General features: G+C 72.2%; 27 protein-coding genes and 1 pseudogene. 14 read left to right on the forward strand and 14 right to left on the reverse strand.

What is annotated here, in order from left to right:
- Positions 1-13: 13 nt before the first annotated feature.
- Both ACO2TI_RS05625 and ACO2TI_RS05630 read right to left on the reverse strand, forming a co-directional pair.
- The gene (locus tag ACO2TI_RS05625; RefSeq protein WP_423282589.1) at positions 14-1,237 is read right to left on the reverse strand and encodes a M20 aminoacylase family protein; all 1,224 of its coding nucleotides are present in this window, start codon (positions 1,235-1,237) and stop codon (positions 14-16) included.
- Complete coding sequence (locus ACO2TI_RS05630) at positions 1,188-1,598, reverse strand: helix-turn-helix domain-containing protein (protein WP_423282591.1); 411 nt, start codon at positions 1,596-1,598, stop codon at positions 1,188-1,190. The genes ACO2TI_RS05625 and ACO2TI_RS05630 overlap by 50 nt, the downstream gene beginning before the upstream one ends.
- Positions 1,599-1,896: 298 nt before the next feature.
- Here ACO2TI_RS05630 and ACO2TI_RS05635 point away from each other — a divergent pair, with 298 nt between their 5' ends.
- Complete coding sequence (locus ACO2TI_RS05635; protein ID WP_423282593.1) at positions 1,897-2,367, forward strand: MarR family winged helix-turn-helix transcriptional regulator; 471 nt, start codon at positions 1,897-1,899, stop codon at positions 2,365-2,367.
- A 76-nt stretch (positions 2,368-2,443) separates the two neighbouring features.
- Complete coding sequence (locus ACO2TI_RS05640; protein WP_423282595.1) at positions 2,444-3,460, forward strand: alpha/beta fold hydrolase; 1,017 nt, start codon at positions 2,444-2,446, stop codon at positions 3,458-3,460.
- Here ACO2TI_RS05640 and ACO2TI_RS05645 read toward each other — a convergent pair.
- Both ACO2TI_RS05645 and ACO2TI_RS05650 read right to left on the reverse strand, forming a co-directional pair.
- Entirely contained in the window at positions 3,447-4,208 is a 762-nt protein-coding gene (locus ACO2TI_RS05645; RefSeq protein WP_423282597.1) for an ArsR/SmtB family transcription factor, read from the reverse strand. The genes ACO2TI_RS05640 and ACO2TI_RS05645 overlap by 14 nt on opposite strands.
- Positions 4,209-4,241: 33 nt before the next feature.
- Complete coding sequence (locus ACO2TI_RS05650) at positions 4,242-4,571, reverse strand: NIPSNAP family protein (RefSeq protein ID WP_423282600.1); 330 nt, start codon at positions 4,569-4,571, stop codon at positions 4,242-4,244.
- 325 nt (positions 4,572-4,896) lie between these two features.
- On the opposite strand from ACO2TI_RS05650, the gene ACO2TI_RS05655 reads away from it, so the two are divergent.
- The 4 genes from ACO2TI_RS05655 (at position 4,897) to ACO2TI_RS05670 (ending at position 10,485) form a co-directional block, all read left to right on the forward strand.
- Positions 4,897-6,888 carry an MHYT domain-containing protein gene (locus ACO2TI_RS05655; protein WP_423282602.1) on the forward strand — a complete coding sequence of 664 codons (1,992 nt, stop codon included), beginning with the start codon at positions 4,897-4,899 and terminating at the stop codon, positions 6,886-6,888.
- A gap of 139 nt (positions 6,889-7,027) precedes the next feature.
- A complete protein-coding gene (locus ACO2TI_RS05660) occupies positions 7,028-8,887 on the forward strand; it encodes a PAS domain S-box protein (RefSeq protein ID WP_423282604.1) in 1,860 nt (619 codons plus the stop codon).
- 96 nt (positions 8,888-8,983) lie between these two features.
- A complete protein-coding gene (locus ACO2TI_RS05665; RefSeq protein ID WP_423282606.1) occupies positions 8,984-9,835 on the forward strand; it encodes a response regulator in 852 nt (283 codons plus the stop codon).
- A gap of 143 nt (positions 9,836-9,978) precedes the next feature.
- Positions 9,979-10,485: a hypothetical protein gene (locus tag ACO2TI_RS05670; RefSeq protein WP_423282607.1), complete on the forward strand. Its 507-nt coding sequence runs from the start codon at positions 9,979-9,981 to the stop codon at positions 10,483-10,485.
- Between the two features lie 24 nt (positions 10,486-10,509).
- Here ACO2TI_RS05670 and ACO2TI_RS05675 read toward each other — a convergent pair whose 3' ends face one another.
- On the reverse strand, positions 10,510-11,730 hold the full coding sequence (locus ACO2TI_RS05675) for an MFS transporter (RefSeq protein ID WP_423282608.1): 1,221 nt from the start codon (positions 11,728-11,730) through the stop codon (positions 10,510-10,512).
- A 117-nt stretch (positions 11,731-11,847) separates the two neighbouring features.
- On the opposite strand from ACO2TI_RS05675, the gene ACO2TI_RS05680 reads away from it, so the two are divergent.
- On the forward strand, positions 11,848-12,756 hold the full coding sequence (locus ACO2TI_RS05680) for a LysR family transcriptional regulator (protein WP_423282609.1): 909 nt from the start codon (positions 11,848-11,850) through the stop codon (positions 12,754-12,756).
- A 15-nt stretch (positions 12,757-12,771) separates the two neighbouring features.
- Here ACO2TI_RS05680 and ACO2TI_RS05685 read toward each other — a convergent pair whose 3' ends face one another.
- From ACO2TI_RS05685 to ACO2TI_RS05705, 5 genes are all read right to left on the reverse strand, one after another.
- A complete protein-coding gene (locus ACO2TI_RS05685) occupies positions 12,772-13,227 on the reverse strand; it encodes a carboxymuconolactone decarboxylase family protein (protein ID WP_423282610.1) in 456 nt (151 codons plus the stop codon).
- Between the two features lie 85 nt (positions 13,228-13,312).
- Entirely contained in the window at positions 13,313-14,206 is an 894-nt protein-coding gene (locus tag ACO2TI_RS05690; protein WP_423282612.1) for an RNA polymerase sigma-70 factor, read from the reverse strand.
- Positions 14,207-14,273: 67 nt separating this feature from the next.
- Positions 14,274-14,951: a GNAT family N-acetyltransferase gene (locus ACO2TI_RS05695; RefSeq protein ID WP_423282614.1), complete on the reverse strand. Its 678-nt coding sequence runs from the start codon at positions 14,949-14,951 to the stop codon at positions 14,274-14,276.
- Between the two features lie 32 nt (positions 14,952-14,983).
- On the reverse strand, positions 14,984-15,154 hold the full coding sequence (locus ACO2TI_RS05700) for a hypothetical protein (RefSeq protein ID WP_423282616.1): 171 nt from the start codon (positions 15,152-15,154) through the stop codon (positions 14,984-14,986).
- A gap of 141 nt (positions 15,155-15,295) precedes the next feature.
- Positions 15,296-15,988, reverse strand: a complete 693-nt coding sequence (locus ACO2TI_RS05705) for a hypothetical protein (RefSeq protein ID WP_423282617.1) — start codon at positions 15,986-15,988, stop codon at positions 15,296-15,298.
- A 142-nt stretch (positions 15,989-16,130) separates the two neighbouring features.
- Here ACO2TI_RS05705 and ACO2TI_RS05710 point away from each other — a divergent pair, with 142 nt between their 5' ends.
- From ACO2TI_RS05710 to ACO2TI_RS05725, 4 genes are read left to right on the forward strand one after another with little or no spacing between them, the layout of a single operon-like run.
- Complete coding sequence (locus tag ACO2TI_RS05710) at positions 16,131-16,460, forward strand: ArsR/SmtB family transcription factor (protein WP_423282619.1); 330 nt, start codon at positions 16,131-16,133, stop codon at positions 16,458-16,460.
- A gap of 34 nt (positions 16,461-16,494) precedes the next feature.
- Positions 16,495-16,971, forward strand: a complete 477-nt coding sequence (locus ACO2TI_RS05715; RefSeq protein ID WP_423282621.1) for an ArsI/CadI family heavy metal resistance metalloenzyme — start codon at positions 16,495-16,497, stop codon at positions 16,969-16,971.
- Positions 16,972-16,978: 7 nt separating this feature from the next.
- Complete coding sequence (locus ACO2TI_RS05720) at positions 16,979-17,467, forward strand: arsenate reductase ArsC (RefSeq protein WP_423282623.1); 489 nt, start codon at positions 16,979-16,981, stop codon at positions 17,465-17,467.
- Positions 17,464-18,183 carry an aquaporin gene (locus ACO2TI_RS05725; RefSeq protein WP_423282625.1) on the forward strand — a complete coding sequence of 240 codons (720 nt, stop codon included), beginning with the start codon at positions 17,464-17,466 and terminating at the stop codon, positions 18,181-18,183. The genes ACO2TI_RS05720 and ACO2TI_RS05725 overlap by 4 nt, the downstream gene beginning before the upstream one ends.
- On the opposite strand, the pseudogene ACO2TI_RS05730 reads toward ACO2TI_RS05725, so the two are convergent.
- A pseudogene (locus tag ACO2TI_RS05730) lies at positions 18,183-18,998 on the reverse strand (DMT family transporter); the annotation flags it as partial. The gene ACO2TI_RS05725 and the pseudogene ACO2TI_RS05730 sit on opposite strands and share 1 nt — an antisense overlap.
- Positions 18,999-19,087: 89 nt before the next feature.
- Here ACO2TI_RS05730 and ACO2TI_RS05735 point away from each other — a divergent pair.
- Positions 19,088-19,954 carry a LysR family transcriptional regulator gene (locus tag ACO2TI_RS05735; protein WP_423282627.1) on the forward strand — a complete coding sequence of 289 codons (867 nt, stop codon included), beginning with the start codon at positions 19,088-19,090 and terminating at the stop codon, positions 19,952-19,954.
- Positions 19,955-19,966: 12 nt separating this feature from the next.
- On the opposite strand, the gene ACO2TI_RS05740 is transcribed toward ACO2TI_RS05735, so the two are convergent.
- Together ACO2TI_RS05740 and lplT are read right to left on the reverse strand one after the other, a co-directional pair.
- Positions 19,967-21,019 (reverse strand): glycosyltransferase family 4 protein, encoded by a 1,053-nt coding sequence (locus ACO2TI_RS05740; RefSeq protein ID WP_423282630.1) that lies wholly within the window; start codon positions 21,017-21,019, stop codon positions 19,967-19,969.
- On the reverse strand, positions 21,016-22,269 hold the full coding sequence (gene lplT, locus ACO2TI_RS05745) for a lysophospholipid transporter LplT (RefSeq protein ID WP_423282631.1): 1,254 nt from the start codon (positions 22,267-22,269) through the stop codon (positions 21,016-21,018). Before lplT ends, ACO2TI_RS05740 begins: the two co-directional genes overlap by 4 nt.
- Before the next feature lie 304 nt (positions 22,270-22,573).
- Between lplT and ACO2TI_RS05750 the strand changes: the two genes are divergently transcribed.
- Positions 22,574-24,169, forward strand: coding sequence for a hypothetical protein (locus ACO2TI_RS05750; RefSeq protein ID WP_423282633.1), 1,596 nt, complete (start codon positions 22,574-22,576; stop codon positions 24,167-24,169).
- Positions 24,170-24,262: 93 nt separating this feature from the next.
- Positions 24,263-25,405 carry a glycosyltransferase gene (locus ACO2TI_RS05755; RefSeq protein ID WP_423282634.1) on the forward strand — a complete coding sequence of 381 codons (1,143 nt, stop codon included), beginning with the start codon at positions 24,263-24,265 and terminating at the stop codon, positions 25,403-25,405.
- Here ACO2TI_RS05755 and ACO2TI_RS05760 read toward each other — a convergent pair.
- A complete protein-coding gene (locus ACO2TI_RS05760; RefSeq protein WP_423282637.1) occupies positions 25,386-25,718 on the reverse strand; it encodes a hypothetical protein in 333 nt (110 codons plus the stop codon). The two genes, ACO2TI_RS05755 and ACO2TI_RS05760, sit on opposite strands and share 20 nt — an antisense overlap.
- Positions 25,719-25,750: the final 32 nt, after the last annotated feature.

Raw genomic sequence — 25,750 nt, forward strand, 5'->3', positions numbered from 1 at the left:
ACGGCCAGGCGGTTCATGCGGAAAGCGGCAGTTCGCGTTGGACGATCTCGGTGAACCAGCGCACGCCCAGCGGCAGCGCGTCGTCGTTGAAGTCGTAGCAGGGGTGGTGCAGTGCGCGTTCGCCATCGGGGCCGGGATCGGCGCGGCCCTGGCCCAGCCACAGGTAGGCGCCGGGGCGCGCTTGCAGCATGAAGGCGAAGTCTTCCGAGGTGAACGCGGGCCGCGGCGCGATGCGCGCATCGAGGCCGACTGCGGCCGCCGCCGCAAGGGCGCGTTCGGCCTCGGCGGCGCTGTTGATCGTGGCGGGGTAGTAGCGCGAGTACTGCACCTCGACGGTCGTGCCGCTGGCGAGCGCGACGCCTTGCGCGGCTGCGCGCAGCGCGGCTTCAATGCGGTCCTGCGAACCGGCGTCGAAGCTGCGCACGGTGCCGGTGATCGTCACCTCCGCCGGCAGCACGTTGTGGCTGCGCCCGCCCTCGATGCGGGTGACTGACAGCACCGCCGACTCGCTTGGGTCGATGCGGCGCGAGACGATGGTGTGCAGCTGCGTGACGAGCTGGCTGGCCGCGAGGATGGCGTCGGGCGTGTGATGCGGCTGCGCCGCATGGCCGCCGCGCCCGCGCAGCGTGATGTCGAAGCGGTCGGCCGCGGCCATGATCGGGCCGGGCCGCGTCTGTGCGCTGCCCAGCGGCAGGTCGGGCCAGTTGTGCAGCGCGTAGACCGCGTCGCAGGGAAAGCGCTCGAACAGGCCCTGCTCGATCATCGCGCGGGCGCCGGCGCGGCCTTCTTCGGCCGGCTGGAAGATGAAGTGCACCGTGCCATCGAAGCGCCGCGTGCGCGCGAGCTGTCGTGCGGCGCCGAGCAGCATCGCGGTGTGGCCGTCGTGGCCGCAGCCGTGGTGCGCGCCGTCGACGCGGCTTCGGTGCGCCGGACGGCCGAGTTCGGTCGTCGGCAGCGCGTCCATGTCGGCGCGCAGGCCGACACTGCGCGCGCCGCTGCCGTGGCGCAGCGTGCCGACCACGCCGGTGCCGCCCAGGCCCTCGTGCACATCGAGCCCGAGCAGGCGCAGCGCCTGCGCGACGATGCCCGCGGTGCGCCGCTCCTCGAACGCGAGTTCGGGATGCGCGTGCAGGTCGCGGCGCAGCGCGACCAGTCCGGGCAGCAGGTCGGCGACCGGCGCCGCGAGATCAGGCGCGCGCGGCACGGGCTTCGAGATCGCGCGCGACGACGAGGGCATGGACCGCGGCCTCGGACACGGCCTCGTCGCCGATCTCTTCGGCACGCCGGTGCCGGCTCAGGAACTGGCCGGGCGTCATGCCGCAGCTGTTCTTGAAGTGCCGCGACAGGTGGCTCTGGTCGTAGAAGCCCGCCGCCGAGGCCGCGTCCGCTGGCGGCATGCCGTCGGCGAGCATCGCCTGCACCCGGCGCACGCGCAGCTCGCAGATGTAGCGCCGCGGCGAGATGCCGGCGTGGCGCCTGAACACCGTCGAGAAGCGCCAGATGCTCAGCCCGGCCTTGGCGGCCAGTTCCTCGAGCGGCAGGCGCTCGTCCAGGTGCTCGTCGATGTAGGCGAGTGCCCAGGCGATCGAAGGATGCATGGACCCTCGAGAAGCGTCGAGGGGCGCGTGGGGCTGCGGCTTCATGTTCGAAACGATAGGGCTGCGGCGGCTTCGGCTCGAACCGTACTGCCCCCCTTTGGCAGCAAAGGATTCTGTTGTTCGGCCGCATCCGCGCAGGATCTGCGGCGGCGTGCGGGCGCTCCCAGCGGCGGTGCGCGCGCGCCGCGGCCGCGCACCATCCGGCGCCATCGCGACGCCGCCGATGGCGCCCCGGACCCTATCGCCCTCATAGAAATGTAGCCTGCAAATAGATAGCACACGATGTATAGTTCGCCCCATGGCAAGCAAGACACCCCACACCGCCGCCAACGAGGCCGCAGCGCCCAAGCTCGAGCAGCAGTTGTGCTTCGCCGTCTACTCGACGATGCTGGGCTTCAACAAGGTCTACCGTGAGCTGCTCAAGGACATGGGCCTGACCTATCCGCAGTACCTCGTGATGCTGGTGCTGTGGGAGCGCGACGGCCTCACGCTCACCGAGATCGGCGAGCGCGTGTTCCTCGAGTCGCCGACGCTGACGCCGCTGCTCAAGCGCCTGCAGTCGGCCGGCCTGATCGAGCGCGAGCGCTCGGCCCAGGACGAGCGCCAGGTGATCATCACGCTGACGCGCAAGGGCCGCGAGCTGCGTTCGCGCTCGGCCACCGTGATGTCGTGCATCGCCGAGGCCACCGGCTGCTCGCTGCGCGAGATCAACGGCCTGCGCGACCAGCTGCTGGCGCTGCGTTCCAACATGTTCGCCCACGCCGCCTGAGTCTTGCGGACAGGGCACTTAGGTGCCCTTTCGAACGCTACATACATAGTACACGACCTAATCGCATGCAACCAACATGACGGCCTCGCGCACCGACATGTCCTTTCCTTCTCCAAGCCGCGACACGCAACCCACAGGAGCCACCATGAACCTCAAGTCCCTCATCGCCGCAGCCGCCATCGCGTCCCTTGCCGGCGGCACGGCCGCAGCCGCGCCCGCCGACGCGGCCAAACCCGCGGTCCAGGCCGTGCAGCGCAGCGCGAGCACCATCACCACCCAGGACGGCGTTCAGCTCTACTACAAGGACTGGGGCCCGCGCGACGGCCAGCCCATCGTCTTCAGCCACGGCTGGCCGCTCAACTCGGACAGCTGGGAATCGCAGATGCTGTTCCTCGCCAACCAGGGCTATCGCGTCGTCGCGCACGACCGCCGCGGCCACGGGCGCTCGAGCCAGCCCTGGGACGGCAACGACATGGACCACTACGCCGACGACCTGGCCGCGGTGATCGAGACGCTGGGCCTGAAGAACGCGGTGCTGGTGGGCTTTTCCACCGGCGGCGGCGAAGTCGCGCGCTACATCGGCCGCCACGGCACCAAGCGCGTCGCCAAGGCGGTGCTGGTCTCGGCCGTGCCGCCGCTGATGGTGAAGACCGCCGACAACCCCAAGGGCCTGCCGATCGAGGTCTTCGACGGCATCCGCAACGCGCAGATCGCCAACCGCTCGCAGCTCTACAAGGACATCCCCAGCGGCCCGTTCTACGGCTTCAACCGTCCCGGCGCCAAGGTTTCGCAAGGCCTCATCGACGCGTGGTGGGCGCAAGGGATGACGGGCGGGCACAAGAACACGCTTGACTCCATCAAGGCCTTCTCGGAGACCGACTTCCGCGCCGACCTGAAGAAGTTCGACGTGCCCACGCTGGTGATCCACGGCGACGACGACCAGATCGTGCCGATCGACCTCTCGGGCCGCGCGTCGGCCGAGCTGGTCAAGGGCGCGAAGCTGATCGTCTACGCCGGCGCGCCGCACGGCCTGACCGACACGCACAAGGACCGGCTGAACCAGGACCTGCTGGCCTTCGTCAAGCAGAAGTGATCGCTGCCTCGGCCTGAGCCTCGCCGACCGGCCGGATCCAGCCCGCGAGGGCCTGGCGGCCGGTCGGCGTCCATTCGAGCGCACGCTCGCCGGGCTGCTTGCGCAGCCAACCGCGTTCGACGAACGCGTCCATCAGCGCGACGGCGAGCGGCCCGGCGAGGTGGTCGCGCCGTTCCGACCAATCGATGCAGCCGTAGGCGATGCGCGCGGCATGGGCGCCGCCGCTGGAGCGGCGCTGCCAGGCCGCGCCGTCCAGGCCGAGCCCGTCGAGCGCTGCGGCGCCGCGCGCGGTGACGGCGAAGCCCCCGCCCTCGCGCGGCACGAGCCGGTCTTGCGCGCGCAGGCCGTCGAACAGCGCAACGCCGAGCTGGCCGGCGAGGTGGCCGTAGCAGCAGCGCGCGAAGCGCAGCCGCGCGCGCTGCGGCGACTGCCAGCTCTGCGCATGGCTCGTGCGCTCGGCCACCATCGCCAGCGCCTCGAGCGCATGCGCGACGTCGGCATCGGCCAGCCGGTAGTAGCGGTGGCGCCCGCGCTGCTCGCAGGCCACGAGGCCGGCATCGAGCAGCTGCGCGAGGTGTCCGCTGGCGGTCGCGGCGCTGACCGAGGCGGCGCGCGCCAGTTCGCCGGCACTGGCGAACTCGCCTCCCAGCAGGTAGCTCAGCATGCGCGATCGGCTGGCGTCGGCGACCAGGGCGGCAATGCGCGCGAGGCGCGGTTCATGGGGCGTGGGGCGCAAGGCGGCGGGCATGGCGCGCTTTCTACCGCAATGCGCGGCGCCCGCTCAGGCCGCCGGGCGCTCGAAGGTCTCGGCCACGACCTCGGTGAAGCGGCGTTCCTCGCGCAGGATGAAGCGCTCGCGCTGCGCGAAGCCGAAGTTGGCCTGCGCGGCGGCATCGGTCTTCAGCCGTGCGCGGTAGGCCTCGTAGGCGGCCAGCGAGTCGAAGGCGATCAGTCCCCAGCCCTCGACGTTGCTGCCCTCGTGCGGCAGGAAGTAGCCGACCAGGTGGCCGCCGAGGCGGGGAATGATCGCGGCCCAGGCCTGCGCGTAGGCGCGAAAGGCCTCGCGCTGGAACGGGTCGATCTCGTAGCGGATGAAGCAGGTGATGGCCATGGCGTGGGCGTCTCGGTGAGGAATGGAGGCAGTGTCGGCGTGACGGCATCGCCGATGTTTCGCCGCAGGCCGAAGCGTCGCGCGCAACGCGGGGAGCCGATCGGCGCCTTGTCAATGTCTCGATGCGGGGAACTGCACCCCGTTTTGCCCCCTTCTGGGCGCGATGGCCCGAGGTCATCTGCTGATACTGGCTTGGCCCCTGGGCGCGGGGCTTGTTCGGTGGGCGCCCAGATCGTCGCCGCGGCCGGGGAGGGGCTGCGCGGCGATCCGCGCGTGACGGCGCGGCCGCATCCCTTGTCGATACCTTGCCGGCCTTGATCCTCCGATGAACGCTTTCCTGCCAACGACCTACAACCCCTGGGTCGTCGGCCTGTCGCTGCTGATGGCGGTGTCCGCGTCCTACGTGGCGCTGGATCTCGCCGGGCGCGTGCGCGGGCGCGCACGCGTCTTCACGATCGCCTGGACCGCCGGCGGCGCCGTCGTGATGGGCTCGGGCGTGTGGTCGATGCACTTCGTCGGCATGCTCGCGGTCTCGCTGCCTATCGCGCTGAGCTACGACCTCGCCGAGACCATGCTGTCTTGGGCGGCCGCGGTCGCGGTGTCGGGACTGGCGCTGCACATCGCCGCGCGCGAGCGGCTGGGCGCGCGTACGCTGGCCATCGGTGCGCTGCTGATGGGCGCCGGCATCTGCGCGATGCACTACCTGGGCATGGCCGCGCTCGATCTCGAGCCGGGCATCGTCTGGAACCCCTGGCTGGTGCTTGCCTCGGCCTTGATCGCCGTGGTCGCGTCGGCCGTCGCGCTGCTCGTCTTCTTCGGCCTGCGCCGCCTCAGCGGTCTGCGCGCCCACGTGGCGCAGCTGCTGGCCGCGCTGCTGATGGGCGCGGCGATCAGCGGCATGCACTACACCGCGATGGCGGCCGCCGGCTTTCCGGTGGGCGCCGTGTGCCGCAACCTCGACGGCCTGAGCGGCAGCGGCCTCGGCGGCCTGCTCGCGCTGTCGACGCTGGGCATGCTGTCGATCGCCGTGCTGACCTCGGCGCTCGACGCGCGGCTGCAGGCCAAGGCTCACCAGGCCGAGCAGGAGCGCGACGCGCGCGAGCTGGCCGACGCCGCCAACCGCGAGAAGACCGCCTTTCTCGCGCGCATGAGCCACGAGCTGCGCACGCCGCTGAACGCGATCCACGGCTTCGCCGAGCTGATGCTCAGCGAGCCGCGGCCGCAGTCGCACGAGGTCCAGCAGCACCGGCTCGAGCTGATCGTCAACTCGAGCCGCCACCTGCTGGCGCTGATCGACGACCTGCTCGACGTCTCGCGCATCGAGCTCGGCCGGCTCGACGTGCATGTGGCGAGCACCGAGCTGGTCGCGGTGGCCCAGGCGGCGATCGGCGAGCTCGAGGAGCAGGCGCTGCGCCGCGGCGTCTCGGTGAAGCTGGTGCACGAGCCGCGTGCGCTGTGGGCGCTGGCCGACCCGCTGCGCACGCGCCAGGTGCTCTCCAACCTGTTGTCGAACGCGATCAAGTACAACCGCCCTGCAGGCAGCGTGACGATCGAACTCGCGCAGCGCGACGGCTGGGTGCGCATCGCGGTGGCCGACACCGGCCAGGGCATGACGGCCGAGCAGCTCGCGGCGCTGTACCAGCCGTTCAACCGCCTCGGGCGCGACGCCGAACCGCAGGGCGCCGGCATCGGCCTGGTGATCGCCAAGCACCTGGTCGAGGGCATGGGCGGGCGCATCGAGGTCGACAGCGAGGCCGACGCGGGCACCTGCTTCACGGTCTGGCTGGCGCGCAGCAGCGAGCCGCAGGCGGCGCCGGCCGTCGCGCCGGCGCGCCCGCTCGCCGAGCGCGCGGACGTGCGGGGTGCGGTGCTCTACGTCGAGGACGACCCGGTCAACCAGCTGCTGATGCAAAGCTGCCTGGCGCTGCGCCCGGGCGTTTCGCTGCTGATGGCCGCCGACGGCACCGAAGGCATCGCGACCGCGCTGTGCGCGCGGCCCGACCTGGTGATCACCGACATGATGCTGCCCGACATGCACGGCAGCGAGCTGGCGCAGCAGCTGCGCGCGGTGCTCGGCGCGGCCTGCCCGCCGCTGATTGCGTTCTCGGCCAATGCGATGCCGGCCGACATTGCCGCCGCGCGCGCCGCCGGCTTTGCCGACTACCTGGTCAAGCCGGCCACGACGCAGGCGCTGCTGGCGACGATCGACCGCGCGCTGGCACACGCGGCGCCGCGCAGCGCGGCGACCGCGACGTCACAGCCGCGTCAAACGGCCTCGGCGGCCTCGGCGTCCGGGTTGCGGCCCGAAGGCGCCTGACCGTCGGGCGGCGCGGCGCCGCGACAGCCGCTTGCCGCGCCGGCCCAACGGTTGTTCAATCCATCCCTGAGCGCGCCTGGCGACGAGGGGCCCCCAGAGGCCCGCTGAAGGTGCGGCGCGCCATGACAGGGAGTGCTCCATGGGTGCGAACGACGCCGGCCATCTGGCCGCCGAGGCCTCGCCGAGCGCACTGATCGGCACCTCGGCCGACGGTGTCGTCACGTACTGGAACGCCGCCGCCGAGCGCCTGTACGGCTACACGCGGGACGAGGCGATCGGGCGCCCGGTCCACGAGCTGATCGTGCTGGCCGCCCACGACGACGAATCGAGGCGCATGCGCGACGACGCCCGCCACGGCATCGAGCGCAGCCACGAACTGGTGCGCCGCTGCAAGAACGGCTCGCTGATCTACGTGCAGGCGGTGGTGACGGCGCTGCGCTCGCCGTCGGGCGAGCTGCAGGGCTTCCTGTCGAGCAGCACGGACGTCACCCACCTCAAGGTGCAGCGCGACGCGCGCCTGCTCGAGTCGCGCTACCGCGAGCTGCTGGAGTCGACGCCCGACGCGATCGTGCTGGTCAACGACATCGGTCGCATCGTGCTGGCCAACAGCCAGGCCGAGGTGGTGTTCGGCTACGCGCGCGAGGAGCTGACCAGCCAGCCGCTCGAGATGCTGATGCCGCCGCGCTACCGCGCCAGCCACGTCGGTCACCGCACGAACTACCTGTCGCAGTCGCGCACACGGCCGATGGGCCTGGGCCTGGAGCTCTACGGCCTGCGCAAGAACGGCGAGGAGTTCCCGGTCGAGATCAGCCTGAGCCCGCTCGAGACCGAGATCGGCCGCCTGGGCATGAGCGCGATCCGCGACATGACCTTTCGCCGCAAGGCCGAGCAGAAGTTCCGCGGCCTGCTGGAGTCGGCGCCGGACGCCATCGTCATCGTCGACAGCCGGGGGAACATCGTGCTCGTGAACACGCAGACCGAGCGGCTGTTCGGCTATCCGCGCAGCGAGCTGCTCGGTCAGCCGATCGAGGTGCTGGTGCCCGAGCGCTTTCGCGACGCGCACCCGAGGCACCGCTCGCAGTTCTTTGCCGACCCCAACGTGCGCCCGATGGGCGCGGGCCTGCAATTGCACGGGCGCCGCCGCGACGGCAGCGAGTTCCCGGTCGAGATCAGCCTGAGCCCGCTCGAGACCGAGGAAGGCACCCTGGTGAGCAGCTCGATTCGCGACATCACCGACCGCCGCCGCGTCGAGCAGGCGCTGCAGGACAAGAACATCGAGCTCGAGCGCGCCAACCGGGCCAAGGACCGCTTCCTCGCGACGATGAGCCACGAGCTGCGCACGCCGCTGAACGCCATCATCGGCTTCACCGGTCTGATGCTGATGAAGCTGCCCGGGCCGCTCACGGCCGAGCAGGAAAAGCAGCTGGGCATGGTGCAGTCCAGCGCCAAGCACCTGTTGTCGCTGATCAACGACCTGCTCGACGTCGCGAAGATCGACTCCGGCACCGTCGAGATGCAGCTGGCCGAGCTGAACCCGCAGCCGCTGGTCGAGGAGGTCGTCGCGACGCTGCGCCCGGCCGCCGAGGACAAGGGCCTGCGGCTGGACCTGAGGCTGCCGCCGCATCCGCTGGTGCTGCGCACCGACCGGCGCGCGTTGCAGCAGATCCTGATCAACCTGACGAACAACGCGATCAAGTTCACCGAGCGCGGCGCGGTGTCGCTGACCGTCGCGCGGCGCGACGCCCCGGCGCGCCCGACGATCGAGTTCGCGGTCGTCGACACCGGCATGGGCATTTCCGAGCAGGACCAGTCGCGGCTGTTCCAGCCGTTCAGCCAGGTCGGCAGCGGCGCGGCGCGCGGCCCCCGCGAGGGCACGGGGCTGGGCCTGTACCTGTGCAGCAAGCTCGCCGAGCTGCTCGGCGGGCGCCTCGAGCTGACCAGCGAGGTCGGACGCGGCAGCCGCTTCTCGCTGCACCTGCCGCTCGAACCGCAGGCCTGACCGCCACCGGAGGACGCCGATGAGCCTGACGCCGAGCCGCCTCAAGTCGGGCGAACACCCTCTCGGGGGGCAGGCGCGCAGCGCCAAGGGGGCAACATGACCGCGCGCATCCTGATCGTCGAGGACAACCCGATCAACCGCGAACTGATCGACTACCTGCTGCGCGCCTACGGCTTCGAGACGCTCAAGGCCTCGGACGGGCACGTCGGGCTCGAGGTCGCGCGCCGCGAGCGGCCCGACGTGATCCTGTGCGACGTGCAGATGCCCGGCATGGACGGCGTCGAGTTCGTGCGGCAGGTCCGCGCCGACGCGGCGCTGGCCGCGACGCCGCTCATCGCCGTCACCGCGCTGGCGATGGTCGGCGACCGCGACCGCATCCTCGGCGAAGGCTTCGACGGCTACATCGCCAAGCCGATCGAGCCGACCGATTTCATCGCCGCGGTCAACGGCTTCCTGCCGGCGCGACAGCGCAGCGACGACGACGCGCCACCGCAGGCCTCGCCGCCGTCCTCACATGAGGCGGCCGCCGCGCCGGCGCACGCGCCGCCCCGCGCTGAAGGGCGCGGCCGGCGCATCCTGGTGCTCGACGACACGCCCTTCAACCTCGAGCTCAAGCGCGACCTCCTGATCCCGCACGGCTTCGAGGTCACGACCGCGCAGACTGCGCAGGAGGCATGGGACGCGGCGAAGGCCCAGCCGCCGGACCTGGTGATCTCCGACGTGGGCTCGCCGGTCGGCAGCGGCTTCGACTTCATCCAACGCGTGAAGGCCGACCCGGTGCTGCGCGACGTGCCCTTCATCTTCTTGACCTCGACGCACTGGGACAGCGCATCGCGCGCGCGCGGCCTCGCCCTGGGCGCGACGCGCTACCTCGTGCGCCCGATGGAGCCGGTGCGCCTGCTGGCCGAGATCGAGGCCTGCCTGCCGCCGCGCCGCGGCGACGACTGACGGCCACGCCTGTGCCTTTCGGACGAGGGCGTTCCCACTCGCGATGACGATTCGCGCCCGACGGCGAATGTGCCCAGAATCGCCGGGCGTCGTGCGAGGCCGGAGTCCGGGCGCCGACGGTGTTGACTGACAGGAGCCTGGCCATGTTCGGATTGACGCCTCTCGGAACCGTGCACACCGCCATCGCACTGGTCGCCGTGGCCGCCGGCCTTGTCGCGCTGGTGCGCGACAAGGAGATCTCGCCCGACACCGGCCTCGGCCGGACCTACCTGTGGGCCACGGTGCTCACCTGCCTGACCAGCTTCGGCATCTTCCAGCACGGCGGCTTCGGCGTGCCGCACGTGCTGTCGCTCATCACGCTGCTCACGCTCGCGCTCGCGATGCTGGCGGCCAGGACCGCTGTGCTCGGGCGCGCGTCACGCTACGTCAGCACGCTCGCGTTCTCGCTGAGCTTCTTCTTCCACACGATCCCCGGCGCGACCGAGACCTTCACGCGGCTGCCGGCAGGCGCCCCGCTGTTCAGCGGGCCCGAGGACCCGGCGCTGCAAAAGCTCGTCGGCGTGTTCTTCGTGCTGTTCCTGATCGGCGCCGGCCTGCAGGTGCGGCGGCTGTGGGCCGGCAGCGCGGGCGTCGTTGCGCGCGCGGCCTGAGCCACGCCAGCGTCCCGCACGCGCTCAGCAGTTGGCGTTCGGGGCGAGCGAACGCGCGCCGTGCGGCGCGCGGCGCTCCAGGCGCACGCCCAGCCACGCGATCGCGCCGCCCGCGGCGGTGAGTGCCGCGGCGATCGGCGGCAGCGACGCCAGGCCGGCGCCGTGCGCGATGGCCGCCCCGCCGAGCCACGCGCCCAGCGCATTGCCGAGGTTGAACGCGGCGATGTTCAGGCTCGACGCCAGGCTCTCGCCGCCGGTGGCCTGCTGCAGCACGCGCAGCTGCAGCGGCGAGACGGTCGCGAAGGCCGCCCCGCCGAGCAGGCCGACGAAGATCACCGCCGGCACCGGTGCCGTCACGGCCCAGCCCATCAGCACCAGCACCACGGCCAGCGCCGCCAGCGTGCCGAGCAGCGCCGGCACGAGGGCGCGGTCGGCCAGCCGGCCGCCGAGCATGTTGCCGCCGATCATGCCGACGCCGAACACCAGCAGGATCGCCGACACCGCCGCCTCGGACACGCCGGTCACCTGCGTGAGGATGGGCTGGATGTAGGTGAACACCGCGAACACGCCGCCGAAGCCGAACACCGTGGCGGCCAGCGCCAGCAGCACCTGGGTGCGGCCGAGCACGGCGAGCTGGCTGCGCATGCCGGCCGCCGGCGCGTCGTTCTCGCGGCTGGCCGGCACGAATCGCAGGATCACCAGCGTCGCCAGCACGCCGATCGCGGCCACGGCCCAGAAGGTCGAGCGCCAGCCAAAGTGCAGACCCAGCCAGGCGCCGGCCGGCACGCCCAGAAGCGTGGCGACCGTGAGGCCGGTGAACATGGTCGAGATCGCCGAGGCCTTGCGGTCGGCCGGCACCAGGCTCGTGGCCACCACCGCGCCGACGCCGAAGAAGGTGCCGTGCGCGAGCGAGGTGACGACGCGCGCGGCCATCAGCAGCGCGTAGTTCGGCGCCAGTGCACAGGCGAGGTTGCCGATCGTGAAGATCAGCATCAACGCGACCAGCGCGGTCTTGCGCGGCAGCCGCGTGGTCGCCGCGGTCAGCAGCGGTGCGCCGACGAAGACGCCGAGCGCGTAGCCGGAGATCAGCAGGCCGGCGGCCGTGAGGCTGACTTGCAGGTCGGCCGAGATCTGCAGCAGCAGACCCATGATGACGAACTCGGTCGTGCCGATGCCGAACGAGCCGACGGTGAGCGCGTAGAGCGCGGCGGGCGTGCGCGGCGCGGTGGGCGGCGTGGGGGACATGGGAAGCGGTCGCTTGAAGCTGAGGTCCGGCTGAGGTTAGGGATCCGGGCCTCAAAGAAAAACGCCATAAAGCGACAATCACTTTCCATGATCTCTTGAGAATCAAGGAGCGCCGCGATGAACCGCGTGAGCGACGTGATGCTGTTCCTGCGCGTGTTCGACGCCGGCTCGATCAGCGCGGCCGCGCGCAGCCTGGACCTGTCGGTCTCGCTGGCCAGCCAGCGCCTCAAGCGCCTGGAGCGCGAGTTGGGCGTGCCGCTGTTCCACCGCAGCACCCGCCAGCTGCTGCCCACGCCCGAGGGCCTGCTGCTGGCCGAGCAGGGCCGTCCGCTGGTCGAGGACCTGGAGGCGCTCACGGGCAGCCTGCGCGAGGCCGCGCGCGGCGTGAGCGGCGTGCTGCGCCTGACCACCTCGTCGACCTTCGGGCGGCAGTACATCTCGCCGCTGCTGCCCGAGTTCCTCGCGCTGCATCCGCAGCTCAAGCTCAGCGTCGACCTGACCGACGAGCTGCAGGACATCGTCGCCGGCGGCTTCGACCTCGCGGTGCGCATCGGCGCGCTGCAGGATTCGTCGCTCGTCGCGCGCCCGATCGCGACCAACCGGCGCGTGCTGTGCGCCGCGCCCGCCTACCTGGCGCGGCGCGGCCGCCCGGCCCATCCGCGCGAGCTGGCCGAGCACGACTGCCTGCTGCTGACCTCGCGCGACGCTCGCCAGGACAGCTGGCGCCTGCGCGACGGCCACGGCCGCGAACAGGTGGTGCGCGTGAGCGGTCCGGTCGAGGCCAACCAGGGCGAGCTGCTGCGCGACGCGGCACTCGCCGGCCTGGGCATCGCGATGCACTCGATCTGGCACATCGTCGACGACCTGCGCGCCGGACGGCTCGAGGTGGTGCTGCCGAAGTACGCGCCGCCGCCGACCAAGATCCACGCGGTGATGCCGCGCCGGCGGCTGGTGCCGCCGCGCGTGCGCGTGTTCGTCGACTTCCTGGCGCGCAGCTTCGGCGACACGCCGCCGTGGGAACGGTGAGACTTCAGCCTGGATTCACGCCGCTTCCGGCAGCGGATTGCGAAAGCTCACGTTCAGCAGGTTCCACGCAGTGATGGTCGCGATCGCGAAGCCGAGCTCGGCGATCTCCTGGCCGTTGAAGTGCTGCTTCAGCCGGGCGAACTCCTCGTCGCTCGGATCGGCCGCGGGGATCGCGGTGACGATCTCGGCCCAGCGCAGCGCGGCGCGCTCGCGGTCGCTGAAGTAGGGCGCCTCGCGCCAGCCGGCGACGGCATTGACGTGGCGCGCGCTCATGCCCTGGCGCTGCAGGTCGGCCCAGTGCATGTCGATGCAATAGGCGCAGCCGTTGATCTGCGAGACGCGCAGGAACACGATCTCGAGCAGGCGCTTGTCGAGCGAGCCGTTCTTGATGACGGTCGACAGGTCGTACAGCCCCTTGAAGGACTTGGGCGCGAGCTGGAAGTAGGCGACGCGGGGCGCGTGGGCAGACATGGGCACAAACCTTTCGAAGCGTCGGAGTCCGCACCGCGCGGCCTCCATGCTCCTTAGACGGCCCGGCGCGCGCGCCTGTGACAGCTCACTGCATCGCCTCGATGTGCGCCAGCTTGTCCGGGTTGCGGATCGCGTAGACCGCGACGATGCGTTCGCCGTCGGTCACGAAGGCCTGCGCCGACTCGATCACGCCGTTCACGTAGCGCAGCACGCCGGTCTCGCCGTTGATGCGCGCAAGGCGGTAGCTCAGCTGGCTGCCCAGGTGCTTCCAGTTCGCCCAGTAGAGATTGGCGATGCGGTCCGGCCCTTCGAGCGGATGGCCGAACGAGGGCACCTTGCCGCCGCCGTCGCCGATCAGCTGCGCCTCGTCGGCCAGCATCGCGACCATGGCCTCGCGCACGCCGCCCTGCGCGGCCTGCACGAAGCGCTCGATCAGCCGGTGATGCGCCTCGGGCGCGACCTCGAAGCGCGGGCGCTCGGCCTGCACGCGTTCGCTGGCGCGGTGCACCAGCTGGCGGCAGGCCGCCTCGCTCTTGCCGAGCGCGGCGGCGATCTCGTCGTAGTCGCGGTCGAACACCTGGCGCAGCAGGAAGGCCGCGCGCTCCTCGGGCGCCAGGCGCTCGAGCACGCGCAGCAGCGCGATCGACAGCTCGCCGGCGAGTTCCACCGCCGCCTCGGGCGTGCGCTCGTCGAGCTCGTCGACCAGCGGCTCGGGCAGCCAGTAGCCGACATAGGCCTCGCGCTCGGCCTGGGCCGCACGCAACCGGTCGATCGCCAGCCGCGTGACCACGGTCACCAGCCAGGCCTCGGCCGACTGCAGCGCATCGCGGTCGGCGCGATGCCAGCGCAGCCAGGCGTCCTGCAGCACGTCTTCGGCGTCGGCGCGCGTGCCGAGCATGCGGTAGGCGATCGAGAACAGGCGCGGGCGCAGCGCGACGAACGGGGTGTCGGCGGCGTCGGGCTGGGCAGGATCGGTCATGGCGTTTCGCACGGTACGCGTTGGGTTTGACCACAAGACGAACGGGGCGAGGCACGTGTGACAGGCCCTACCGCGGCGACACCACCCGCACGACGACTTCCTTGTAGGTGCGAAACCCCATGCGCTCGTAAAGCGCCCGCGCTCCGGTGTTCGCGCTCATCACGTGCAGGAACGGCGTCTCGCCGCGCGCCATCTGACGGCGCACGAGCTTGGCGATCAGCCGGCGCGCCAGGCCGCGGCCTTGCTGCTCTGGCAGGGTGCACACGCCGCTGATCTCGCGCAGGGGACCGGCGACCATGCGCTCGCCGGCCATCGCGATCAGGCGCTCGCCGTCGAAGACACCGAAGTACTCGCCCAACTCGATGGTGCGCAGGCCGAAGGGGCCGGGGCGCGTCAGCGTCGCGAGGTCGAGCGCCTGCTGCGCGTGCGTGGCGTCCAGCCGCCGCGCCTCGGGTGCATCGTCGGCCTCGGGTGGCGGCGCGTCCCAGACCATCTTGTGCATCGTGGTCTCGGCGTCGACCTGCCAGCCCGCGGGCGGCGGGCCGCTCCAGCCGTCGCAGTAGAAATGCTCGCCCTCCGCACAGAAGGCGCGCAGCGCCTCGAAGTCGGGCGCCGTGGGATCGGGGAAACCGACGATCGGCGAAAAGCCGGACGCGTAGCGGCGCGCGCTCGCGGTGCCGGCGGAGAACTTTGCGTGCGGTCCGGTCAGCGTGTGCCAGATGATGTTGTCGAGCAGCTGGTTCATGGCGGCGCTCCTTGGCGAGGCGCCAGCCTAACCTAGCCCGGCGATCGCTCGGCCGGCTGCTGCGCCTGCAGCGAGGGCGGCGCAACCATCGCGCGACGCGCATCGGACTCGGCGATCGACTGATGCGCCGCCCAGCCCGCCAGGGCCCAGGCGGCCACGACGGCGAGATCGGCCACCACGCCCCAGATCCAGTTCGGTTTCACGCTCGCGTTCCCATCCATTCAGCAGTGACTGAATGATGGGCGGGCGAGCGCGGCGGATAAAGACGGCTGCGTGGATCGCAGTGTTGCGGCCGGTGGAACAGTGGCCGCGGCGCCAGCGCCGCTCGCGCGGGCGTGGGCCGCTCACTGCACCAGCAGCACCCGCATGCCCAGCTGCTGGCCACTGCCGCGCGCCAGCACGCGCACCGTGGCCTGGCGGGCCTTGAAGCCGGCCGGCAGTGGCAGGCTGCCGCGCAGCACCTCATGGGCGGCGATCGAGATGTCGACCGGCTTGAGCGTCACCGCGGTTTCACTGCCGCGCTCGCCGTCGCCGGTGACCACCAGCTGCAGCGTGCCGTCCACCGGCTTGGCGCCCGCTTGCGGCCGCGCCAGCACGACCTGGTAGCTCAGGTTGCCGTCGCGCGCGCTGAACTGCCCGGCGCGCACCTCGACACTGCCGCCGCGCGGGTCGGGCGGCATCGCCGCGACGGCCGCGCCCACGTCGGCGCGCAGCCGCGCGATCAGCGCCTGGCTGGCCTGCGCCTCGGCGCTGGCCTTCTCGCCCTGGGCCAGCGCGGCGTCGAGCCGCCGGGTGGTCTCGGCCAGCTGGCTGCGCAGCTGGGTGCGCTCGGCGTCGGCCTGCTCGTAGGCGGCCTTGAGCCGGGTCGACTCGCCGGCCGAAAGGCGCGGCGGCAGATGACGCTCCTGCACGTAGATCACGGCGGCGGCGCCGCCGGCCAGGCCGAGCAGCAGCAAGACCAGCCAGCGCGGCAGGCGCCAGCGCGCGCGGCGCCGGCCATAGGGCTCGAAGGGGACGGGCTTGAATCGGCCGAACATGGCAGGCAGCGGTTTCGAGGGCGAGCGGACGCCGAAGGGTACAACCGCTCGGGGCACCCCTTGCAACAGGGCGTGCCAGGACCTGGGGATGGACTTCGTCGCCGGGGCTTGCATGATTCGATTTTTCGAGTAAAGTTGAATCATGGAAGCAGATCAAGTCGTCAAGGCCCTGGCCGCGCTGGCGCACCCGATTCGCCTGCAGGTCTTTCGGGCCCTGGTCGTTTCGGGCCCGCCGGGCCTGACCCCGGGCGTGATGCAGGAGGGCCTGGGCGTGCCGGCCGCGACGCTGTCGTTCCATCTCAAGGAACTGGCCGCCGCGGGCCTGGTGAGCACCGAGCGTGCGAGCCGTCACATCGTCTACCGCGCGGCCTTCGAGCGGATGAACGCGCTGCTCGGCTACCTCACCGAGAACTGCTGCCAGGGCGCCGGCTGCCTGGTCGAGACGAAGGCCGAGGCCGGCTGCGGCTGCTGACAACCCCCAAGCTGACCACCCCAAGGAGTGTGCGATGAAGCGATTCCACGTCCATGCCCACGTGCAAGACCTGCAGGCGAGCATTGCCTTCTATTCCAAGCTGTTCGACGCGCAGCCGACGCGCGTCGAACGCGACTACGCGAAATGGATGCTCGAGGATCCGCGCCTGAACTTCGCGATCTCCACGCGCGGCGGCGGCAAGACCGGCGTTGATCACCTGGGCTTCCAGACCGATGACGCCGCCGAGCTCGACGAGCTGAAGTCGCGCGCGCAGGCCGCCGACATCGCGCTGTTCGACGAAGGCCAGGTCGGCTGCTGCTACGCGCGCAGCGAGAAGCACTGGATCACCGACCCGCAGGGCATCGCCTGGGAGCAGTTCCACACGCTGGCCGACATCCCGGTGTTCAGCGAGGCCTCGGCGACGTCGTCCGAGAAGGCCTGCTGCCCGGCGCCGAACACGAGCGGCAAGCCGGTCGGCATCGCGGTGAAGCCGGCGTCGTCGTGCTGCTGAGACGCACATGACCGCCCACGTCCTCATCCTGTGCACCCACAACTCGGCGCGCAGCGTGCTCGCCGAGACCATGCTCAACCACTGGGCGCGGCGCCTCGGGCGCGACGTGCGCGCGCACAGCGCCGGCAGCGCACCGAGCGGGCGCGTCAACCCGCATGCGCTCGCCGCGCTGGAGCGCGCCGGCATCGACACCGCGGGCGTTCGCAGCAAGAACTGGGACGAGTTCGCTGCGCCCGATGCGCCGCGCATGCGCATCGTCATCACCGTGTGCGACCAGGCCGCGGCCGAGCAATGCCCGTTCTGGCCGGGCAGCCCGGTCAAGATGCACTGGGGCTACCCGGACCCGTCGAACGCGGCCGAGGCCGACAAGCCGCAGGCCTTCGAGCTCACGCGCCAGGCGATCGGCTACCGCATGCTGCAGCTGCTGCAGCTGCCGATCGACACCATGAGCGACGCCGAGCTCCAGGCCGCGCTCGACGAGATCGCGCGGCGATGAGCGGCGTATCCCGGCGGCTGCTGGCCGAGGGCCTGGGCACCGCGCTGCTGCTCGCGGTGGTGATCGGCTCGGGCGTGATGGGCGAGCGCCTGGCCGCGGGCAACGTGGCGATCGCACTGCTCGCCAACACGCTGGCCACGGTGGGCGGGCTGTACGTGCTGATCGAGGTGTTCGGCCCGGTCAGCGGCGCGCATTTCAATCCGGCGGTCTCGTGCGCGATGGCCTGGCGCGGCGAACTCGAGCGCGGCCTGCTGCTGCCCTACGCCGCGGCGCAGCTGGCCGGCGCGGTGCTCGGCGCCTGGCTCGCGCATGCGATGTTCGAGATGGCGATCTGGCAGTTCTCGGCCAGGCCGCGCAGCGGCGTCGGCCAGTGGATCGCCGAGGCCGTGGCGACCTTCGGCCTGCTGCTCGTGATCCTGCGCGCGCCGGCCGGCCGCGTCGCGGCGATGGTCGCGGCCTACATCGGCGCGGCCTACTGGTTCACCGCGTCGACCTCGTTCGCCAATCCGGCCGCCGCTTTCGGTCGAATGTTCAGCGACAGCTTCGCGGGCATCGCGCCGGCCAGCGTGCCGGGCTTCGTCGCGGCCGAGCTGGCCGGCGCGGCGCTGGCCGTGGCGCTCGACCGCTGGCTGCGATCGGTCGAGCCGGCGCGCCACAGCGCCGCGCCCATCAGCACGACGCCGGCGAGCTGCACCACGCCCAGCGAGCGGCCGTAGACCGCCGCGTCGATGACGATCGCCGCGCACGGATAGACGAACTGCAGCACCGCGACGCGCCCGGCCGGCAGTCGCGCCATGCCAGCGTAGAGCAGCACGTAGGCCAGGCCGGTGTGCAGCACGCCCAGCCCGGCGAGCCAGGCCCAGGCCGGCGCGCCCTGCGGCCAGCCGTTGGCGAATGGCCACCACAGCAGCGCCAGCGTGCCGACGAGGCACTGCCACCACGCCAGCGCGAACGGGCTGACCGAGCGCGCGCGCTTGGCGATCAGCGTCACCGCCGCATAGCTCAGCGAGCCGCCCAGGCACATCGCGATGCCTTCGAGCGCGCGCGCATCGAGCGTCACGTCGCTGCCGGCCAGCCCGGTCGCGAGCGCCAGGCCGGCGAGCGCCACCGCGGCCGCGGCCCCCTGCCGGGCCGACAGCGGCTCGCGCAGCACCCACACGCCCAGCAGCATCACCCACAGCGGCTGGACGTGGAACACCACGGTCGCCAGGCCGATCGAGGTGCGCTCGATCGCGGCGAAGAACAGCGCCCAGTTCAGGACGACCAGCACGCCGGCGGCGAGCGCGGCGGCCCAGGCCGCGCCGCGCAGGCGCAGCTCGCGCAGGCGACCGCTCATCGCGCCCCAGGCCAGCAGCGCGAGCGCGCCGAACGCGCAGCGAAACCACACGGCGGTCAGCGGCGCCTGGCCGGCCTCTTCGAGGAACACGCCCAGCGTGCCGAGCAGCAGGCCGCCGGCGACCATCAGTGCGGTGCCGCGCCGCGCCTCGCCGGCGGCGGCCGGCGTCGTGGATGGGAGGGCGACGTTGCTCATGGCTTCATCGTCGGCGACGCATGGCCTTGCGTGAAGCGAATCCTTTTGAAGCTTAGGATTCGATAAACGAATGGGAGGCCAGAGAAGCCATGCGCCACACCGACCTGCAGCTCGACTGGCTGCGCGCCTTCGTCGCGGTGGTCGACGCCGGCACGCTTTCCGGCGCCGCGCCGCTGATCCACCGCTCGCAGTCCGCGGTGAGCATGCAGCTCAAGAAGCTCGAGGACGCGGTGGGCCGCCCGGTGCTGCTGCGCGGCCCGCGCCACCTCGAGCTCACGCCCACCGGCGCCGAGCTGCTCGGCTACGCGCGCCGGCTGCTCGAGCTGCACGACGAAACGCTCGCCGCGCTGCACGGCCCGCGCATCGCCGGGCGCGTGCGCCTGGGCGTGCCGGACGACTATGCCGAGCGCTACCTCACGCCGGTGCTGCGCAGCTTCGCGAGCCGCCATGCCGGCGTCGAGATCGTGCTCGACTGCGAGCAGTCGACCTCGCTGATCCCGCGCGTGCAGCGCGGCGAGATCGACCTCGCGCTGGTCTCGCGCGACCGGCCCACGCGCGGCACGCTGCTGTTCCACGAGCCGCTGGTGTGGGTCGGCGCGCCGCAGCACGAGGCCTGGCGGCGCGAGCCGCTGCCGATCGCGGTGTACGAGGCGGCGAGCCTGGCGCGGCGCGACGCGCTCGCGGCGCTGGCGGCGCAGCGGCGCGCCTGGCGCGTGGTCTACGACAGCTCGAGCCTGGCCGGGCAGCTGGCGGCCGTCGACAGCGGCATCGCGGTCGCCGTGCTCACGCGCTGCAGCGTGCCGGCGCACCTGCAGGTGCTCGGCGAGCGCCACGGCCTGCCGCCGCTGCCGTCGATGGAGGTCGCGGCGCTGCGCAGCAAGGCCTCGCGCGGCTCGCGCGCGGTCGACGCGCTGGAGCAGCAGATGCTGCAGACCTTGCGCGCGCTGCCGGCCTGAACATCGGCGCGCTCACCCCAAGCCCGTGCCCGAGGGAGAAGGCGTCACCGCGCGGCCGGGTGCCATGGCGGGGATCGGCTGCATCGCCTCCACGAACTGCTGCGTCGCGCGCTCCCACGTGAAGGTCTCGGCATGCGCGCGCACCGCGTCGCGCGGCAGCTCGAGCGCGCGCAGGCAGGCGGCGCGCAGGTCGGTGTCGAGCACGCCGCCGGCGGACTGGCCGACCACGTCGATCGGCCCCGGCACCGGGAACGCGGCGACCGGCGTGCCGCAGGCCATCGCCTCGACCATCACGAGGCCGAAGGTGTCGGTCAGGCTCGGGAACACCTTGACGTCGGCGCTGCGGTACAGCGCGGCCAGCTCGGGCCCGCCGAGCACGCCGAACCAGCGCACGTTCGGATAGCGCGCCTGCAGCTTCGCGCGCTCGGGCCCTTCGCCGGCGACCCACTTCTCGCCCGGCAGGTCCAGCGACAAGAAGGCCTCGACCTGCTTTTCCACCGCGAGCCGGCCGACGTAGAGGAACACCGGCTGCGTGTCGCGTTCGACGCGCGCGCCGTCGGGGCGGAACATCTCGAGATCGACGCCGCGCGACCACCAGCGCGGCTTGGTGAAGCCGCGCGCGCGCAGGTCGTCGACGATGGCCGCGGTGGGTGCGAGCGTCGCGACGCCGGCGTTGTGGAAGCGCCGCAGCACCGCATAGCTCCACGCCAACGGCAGCCGGATGCGCGCATGCACGTACTCCGGAAAGCGGCTGTGGTACGCGGTGGTGAAGGGCCAGCCGCGGCGCAGCGCGACCGAGCGCGCGAGCCAGCCGAGCGGGCCCTCGGTGGCGATGTGCAGGCAGTCGGGCGCGAAGGCGTCGATGCGCCGCGCGACCTCGCCGCGGCCCACCAGCGCGAGCTCGATCTCCGGGTAGCTCGGGCAGGGCATCGAGCGCAGGCCCTGCGGGGACAAGAGCTCAACCTCGTGGCCCAGGCGCTGCAGTTCGCGCACCGTCATCTTGAGCGTGCGCACCACGCCGTTGACCTGCGGCTCCCAGGCGTCGGTGACGATGAGGATCTTCATGCGCTCTCCTTGGCGGCGTGAGGGTGAGGCGGGGCGTGGCGGTCCTGGCGGGCGGTGATCGCGGCCATCGCCGCGGCGACCGCGAGGCCGAAGCACCAGATCAGCGTCGGCAACGGCAGCTCGGCGGCGCCGAGCGCCGCGTAGACCGCCAGCAGGCCGATCACGCCGAGGTTCTCGTTGAAGTTCTGTACCGCGATCGAGCGCCCGGCGCTCAGCAGCACGTGGCCGCGGTGCTGCAGCACCGCGTTCATCGGCACGACGAAGAAGCCTGCGCAGGCGCCCACCGCGACCAGCAGCGCGAAGGCCTGCGCCGGCGTCTCGCAGAACACGATGCACGGCAGCAGCAGGCCCATCGCGATGCCCAGCGGCAGCACGCCGAACGCGCGCCCGAGCGACACCCAGCGCCCCGCCGCGGTGGCGCCGGCCACCAGGCCGATCGCGCCGGCGGCCTGCAGCATCGCCGCGTGGTGCAGCCCCAGGCCGAGCGACTCCTGCGCCCAGCGCAGCATCACCAGCTGCAGCGTCGCGCCGACGCCCCAGAACAGCGTGGTCACAGCGAGCGAGCGTGCGCCTTGCGCGTCGCGCCAGAGCATGAGGTGGTCGCGCGCAAAGCCGCCCAGCAGCGCGCGCGCATCGCAGGGCAGCGCGCGGCGAGCGGCGCCACTGGCGGGGATGCCGAGGTTGAGCGCGGCGGCCAGCGCGTACAGCGCGAGCACGGCGGCGAGCGCGGGCACGAGGCGCGTGGCTTCGTGAGTGGCGGGGCTCCACGGTGCGGCCCAGGCCGCATCGGCCTGCGCGAGCGGGCTCACCAGCGCGCCGCCGGCCAGCGTGCCGAGCAGGATCGCGCCGACGGTGCAGACCTCGATCCAGCCATTGGCCGCGACCAGGCGCGACGGCGGCAGCAGCTCGGTGATCAGGCCGTACTTGGCCGGCGAGTAGAGCGCCGCGCCGACGCCCGCGAGCCCGAAGGCCAGCAGCGGATCGCCGCCGGCGAGGATCAGCGCCGCACCGGCGGCCTTGAGCGCGTTGGCCACCATCATCACGCGCGGCTTGGCCCAGGCGTCGGCCACGGCGCCGACGAAGGGCGCGAGCAGCACGTAGGCGAGCGTGAAGCCGAGCTTGAGCAAGGCGGCCCACCACGCCGGCGCCGACAGCTCGCCCAGGCGCGCGATCGTCACGATGAGCAGCGCGTTGTCGGCAAGGCCGGAAACGAACTGCGCAGCGATGAGAGCGTAGAAGCCTGGGGGCACGAGGCGGTCGGTGGCGCCGGCAGGTGGGCGACGGCGGCATTGGGCGACAGCCGCGTGATGCGCGTGTGACAGCGCCGCGCAATGACGTCACGGATTGCCACGGCCCGTGGAAGCCGCCGCGCCGCGCGGCGGAAGCGTCCGCGGACTGACCCCCCTTTTTGGGCCGTGACCATTTAGAGGTCTGTCGCGGCGCGCCGCCGCCCGCGACCATGCCGCCGGCCTTCGACGCCGCGCTCGACGCGGTGCGCGACGAGGTCGATGCGCAACGCGGGTCGCGCATCGCGAACGCACCGCAACGCCCGCCATGAATTCCCACAAGGACAACGACATGCACATCCTGAACCCACCGCGCCGCGATCAGGCGCCCGCGAAGGCCTTCGCCCTGTGGCTGGCCACCTGGCTGGTCGCCTTCCTCGCCTCGACCGTGCTGGCCGGCTGCGGCGGCGGCTCGGATGGCGGCGAAGCCGGCGCGCCGGCCACGCCCGACGGCCCGAGCCAGCCCGCCACCGGTACGCCGACCGCGCGCGGCACGCCACAGGGCACCGCCAGCTCGGCGCTGATCGGCGCCGAAGGCGGCAGCGTCGCGAGCGCCGACGGACGCCTGAGCGTCACGGTGCCGGCCGGCGCCTTCGCGCAGCCGACCACGGTCGCGATCCAGCCGATCACGAACACCGCGCACGGCGCGCTCGGTGCGGCCTGGCGCATCACGCCCGAGGGCCTGTCGACGCCGGTGCCGATGACCATCACCTTCCACGCCGACGACGCCGCGCTCGACGGCACCTCGCTGCACGCCCTGCGCATCGCGACCCAGGACGCGCAGGGCCGCTGGTCGGCGCAGCGCGCGCCGCAGCGCGATGCCGCCGCGCGCACGGTCAGCGTGCAGACCACGCATTTCAGCGATTGGGCCGTCACGACCGACCTGCGGCTCAAGCCAGCCGGCGCGGTGGTGCCGGTCGGCCAGACCCTGGACCTCGTCGCGGTCAGCTGCGCCGGCGTCTCGATGGACGAGATCACGCTGGCGCTCGAGCCCTGCACCGAAACCGGCATCAGCCCCGGCGAGCTCGAGGACTGGTCGGTCAATGGCGTGCTCGGCGGCTCCGCGGCGACCGGCACGGTGGCCGAGCTCCCCAGCGCGCCGACCCAGTACCGCGGCGCGGGCCGCTTCACCGCGCCGGCCCAGGTGCCGGGCGAAGGCCCGGTCGCGGTCTCGGTGCGCTACACGGCCAGCGGCGACGCGGTCAACAGCGGCGACAGCTACACCCTGGTCGCCAATGTCTGGATCCTGCCGGTCGCCGACTGCGCCTGGCTGCGCCAGGCCGACAAGCTCGACTACAGCGTCGAGCTGGGCTACCAGTTCGAAGGCTCCGGACCGCTCGGCACGCTGAAGCTGAACCAGTACGGCAAGATCCTCGGCACGATGACGCGCGTCGACACGAACGACCTGTTCGGCACCTGGCAAGGCCTCACGACGCGCGGCGTCGCGTCGCTCGGCGACACGCACACGAGCGGCGACGTCACCTCGCGGATGTACGGCGAGGGCCTGCCGGCGATCGGCGAAAACCTCGACCAGAACCAGTTCAGCGGCGTGACCCTGGTGGTCGACTACACGAACTGCAGCTACTCGGTGACCGCGCAGGTGGCGGTGGTCACGCACACCGGCGAGCCCAACGATGTGCCGCGGGTGCAGAACGTCGGCGGCTTCGCGCGCGGCAACGTCAGGGTCAGTGCGGTCGACCATCTTGCCGGCGACGAACGCATGCCGCCGCGGCTCGATCCCGACGCGGCCGGCACCTATGCGCCGGGCGGGCTGGGCGTCGGCCTGGTCGCCGACGGCTACAGCAACCCGCAGGGCATGGGCACCGCGGCGGTGAACTGGAACATCACGAGGAGCGCGCCGTGATCGCGGCCGACGGGGCGCCGGGGCGCGGCGGCCCGCGGCAGGCCTGAACGTCATCACGCCGACACGCGAGGCCGGCAGGCTGCCGATCCCAGCATGCCGACCATCGATCTCGTCTACTTCAATGCGGGCGGCGGCCATCGTGCCGCCGCCCTCGCGCTCGAAGCCTCGCTTGCCGAGCAGCGGCCGCACTGGCAGGTGCGGCTGGTCAACCTGACCGACGTGCTCGATCCGCAGGACCTGTTTCGCAGGCTCACCGGCATCGGGCCCGAGGACATCTACAACAAGCGCCTCGCGCGCGGCTGGACGCTCGGCCTCGCGCAGGAGCTCAAGCTGCTGCAAGGCGTGATCCGCCTGGGCCATGCGCAGCTGGTCAAGCGGCTCGCGTCGCACTGGGCGCGCAGCGAGCCGGACCTCGTGGTCTCGCTGATCCCCAACTTCAACCGCGCACTGCACGAAGGCCTGGCCACCGCCTGCCCCGGCGTGCCCTACGTGACGGTGCTGACCGACCTGGCCGATCACCCGCCGAACTTCTGGATCGAGACCGGCCAGCGCCAGCACTTCATCTGCGGCACGCCGCGCGCGGTGTCGCAGGCGCTGGCCGCCGGCCACGCGCCCGCATGCGTTCACGCGACCAGCGGCATGATCCTGCGCCCGGGCTTCTACCGGCAGCCGGCGATCGACCGCGCCGCCGAACGCGCGGGCTGGCGCCTCGACGCCGACCGGCCGACCGGCCTGGTGCTGTTCGGCGGCCACGGCTCGAAGGCGATGGACGGCATCGCGCGCCAGCTGCACGACGTGCAGCTGATCTTGCTGTGCGGCCACAACCAGGCGCTCGAGCGGCGCCTGCGCGCCTTGCCGGCCAGCGCGCCGCGCGTCGTGCTCGGCTTCACCAGCGAGATCCCGTACTGGATGCGCCTGGCCGACTTCTTCATCGGCAAGCCCGGCCCCGGCAGCGTGAGCGAGGCGGTGCAGCAGCGCCTGCCGGTGATCGTGACGTGCAATGCCTGGACCATGCCGCAGGAGCGCTACAACGCGCAGTGGATCCGCGAGCACGGCGCGGGCGTCGTGCTGCCGAGCTTTCGCGGCGTGCGCGCCGCGGTGCAGCGCGTGGCCGACGGGCTCGAGAGCTACCGCGAGCGGCTCGCGAAGATCGACAACCGCGCGGTGTTCGAGATCCCGGCGATCCTCGACGGCATCTGGCAGCGCGAGAGCGCCGCTATCGACGCGCGCGCCTGAACGCCAGCGCGGCCAGCAGCCCCGCGGTGATGCCGATGCCGGCACCGGCCAGGCCGTCGGCGCCCAAGGCCGACGAGCCCGTCTTGTTATCGAGCGACTGCAGCAGCGCGCGCCAGTCGGCGGCGGTGATCTGCGTCATGTTCCTGGCTTGTGGCAGCCCGTAGACGCAGATCTCGCCGCCCGGCAGCTTGCAGAAGCGCTCGGCGGGGCACTGGGTGAGGATGGCCTGCGGGGCGTTCTCGGCGCACTTGGCGCCCGCGCTTCGCAGCACCTGCAGCGTGACCTCGGGATGCTTGGTCAATTGCTCCGGCATGGCGGCCTCCGTGAGCAGCGCCTGGGAAGCGC

Origin of the sequence: Caldimonas sp. KR1-144, assembly GCF_049446155.1 — a bacterium.
Lineage (GTDB): Bacteria > Pseudomonadota > Gammaproteobacteria > Burkholderiales > Burkholderiaceae_C > Rivibacter.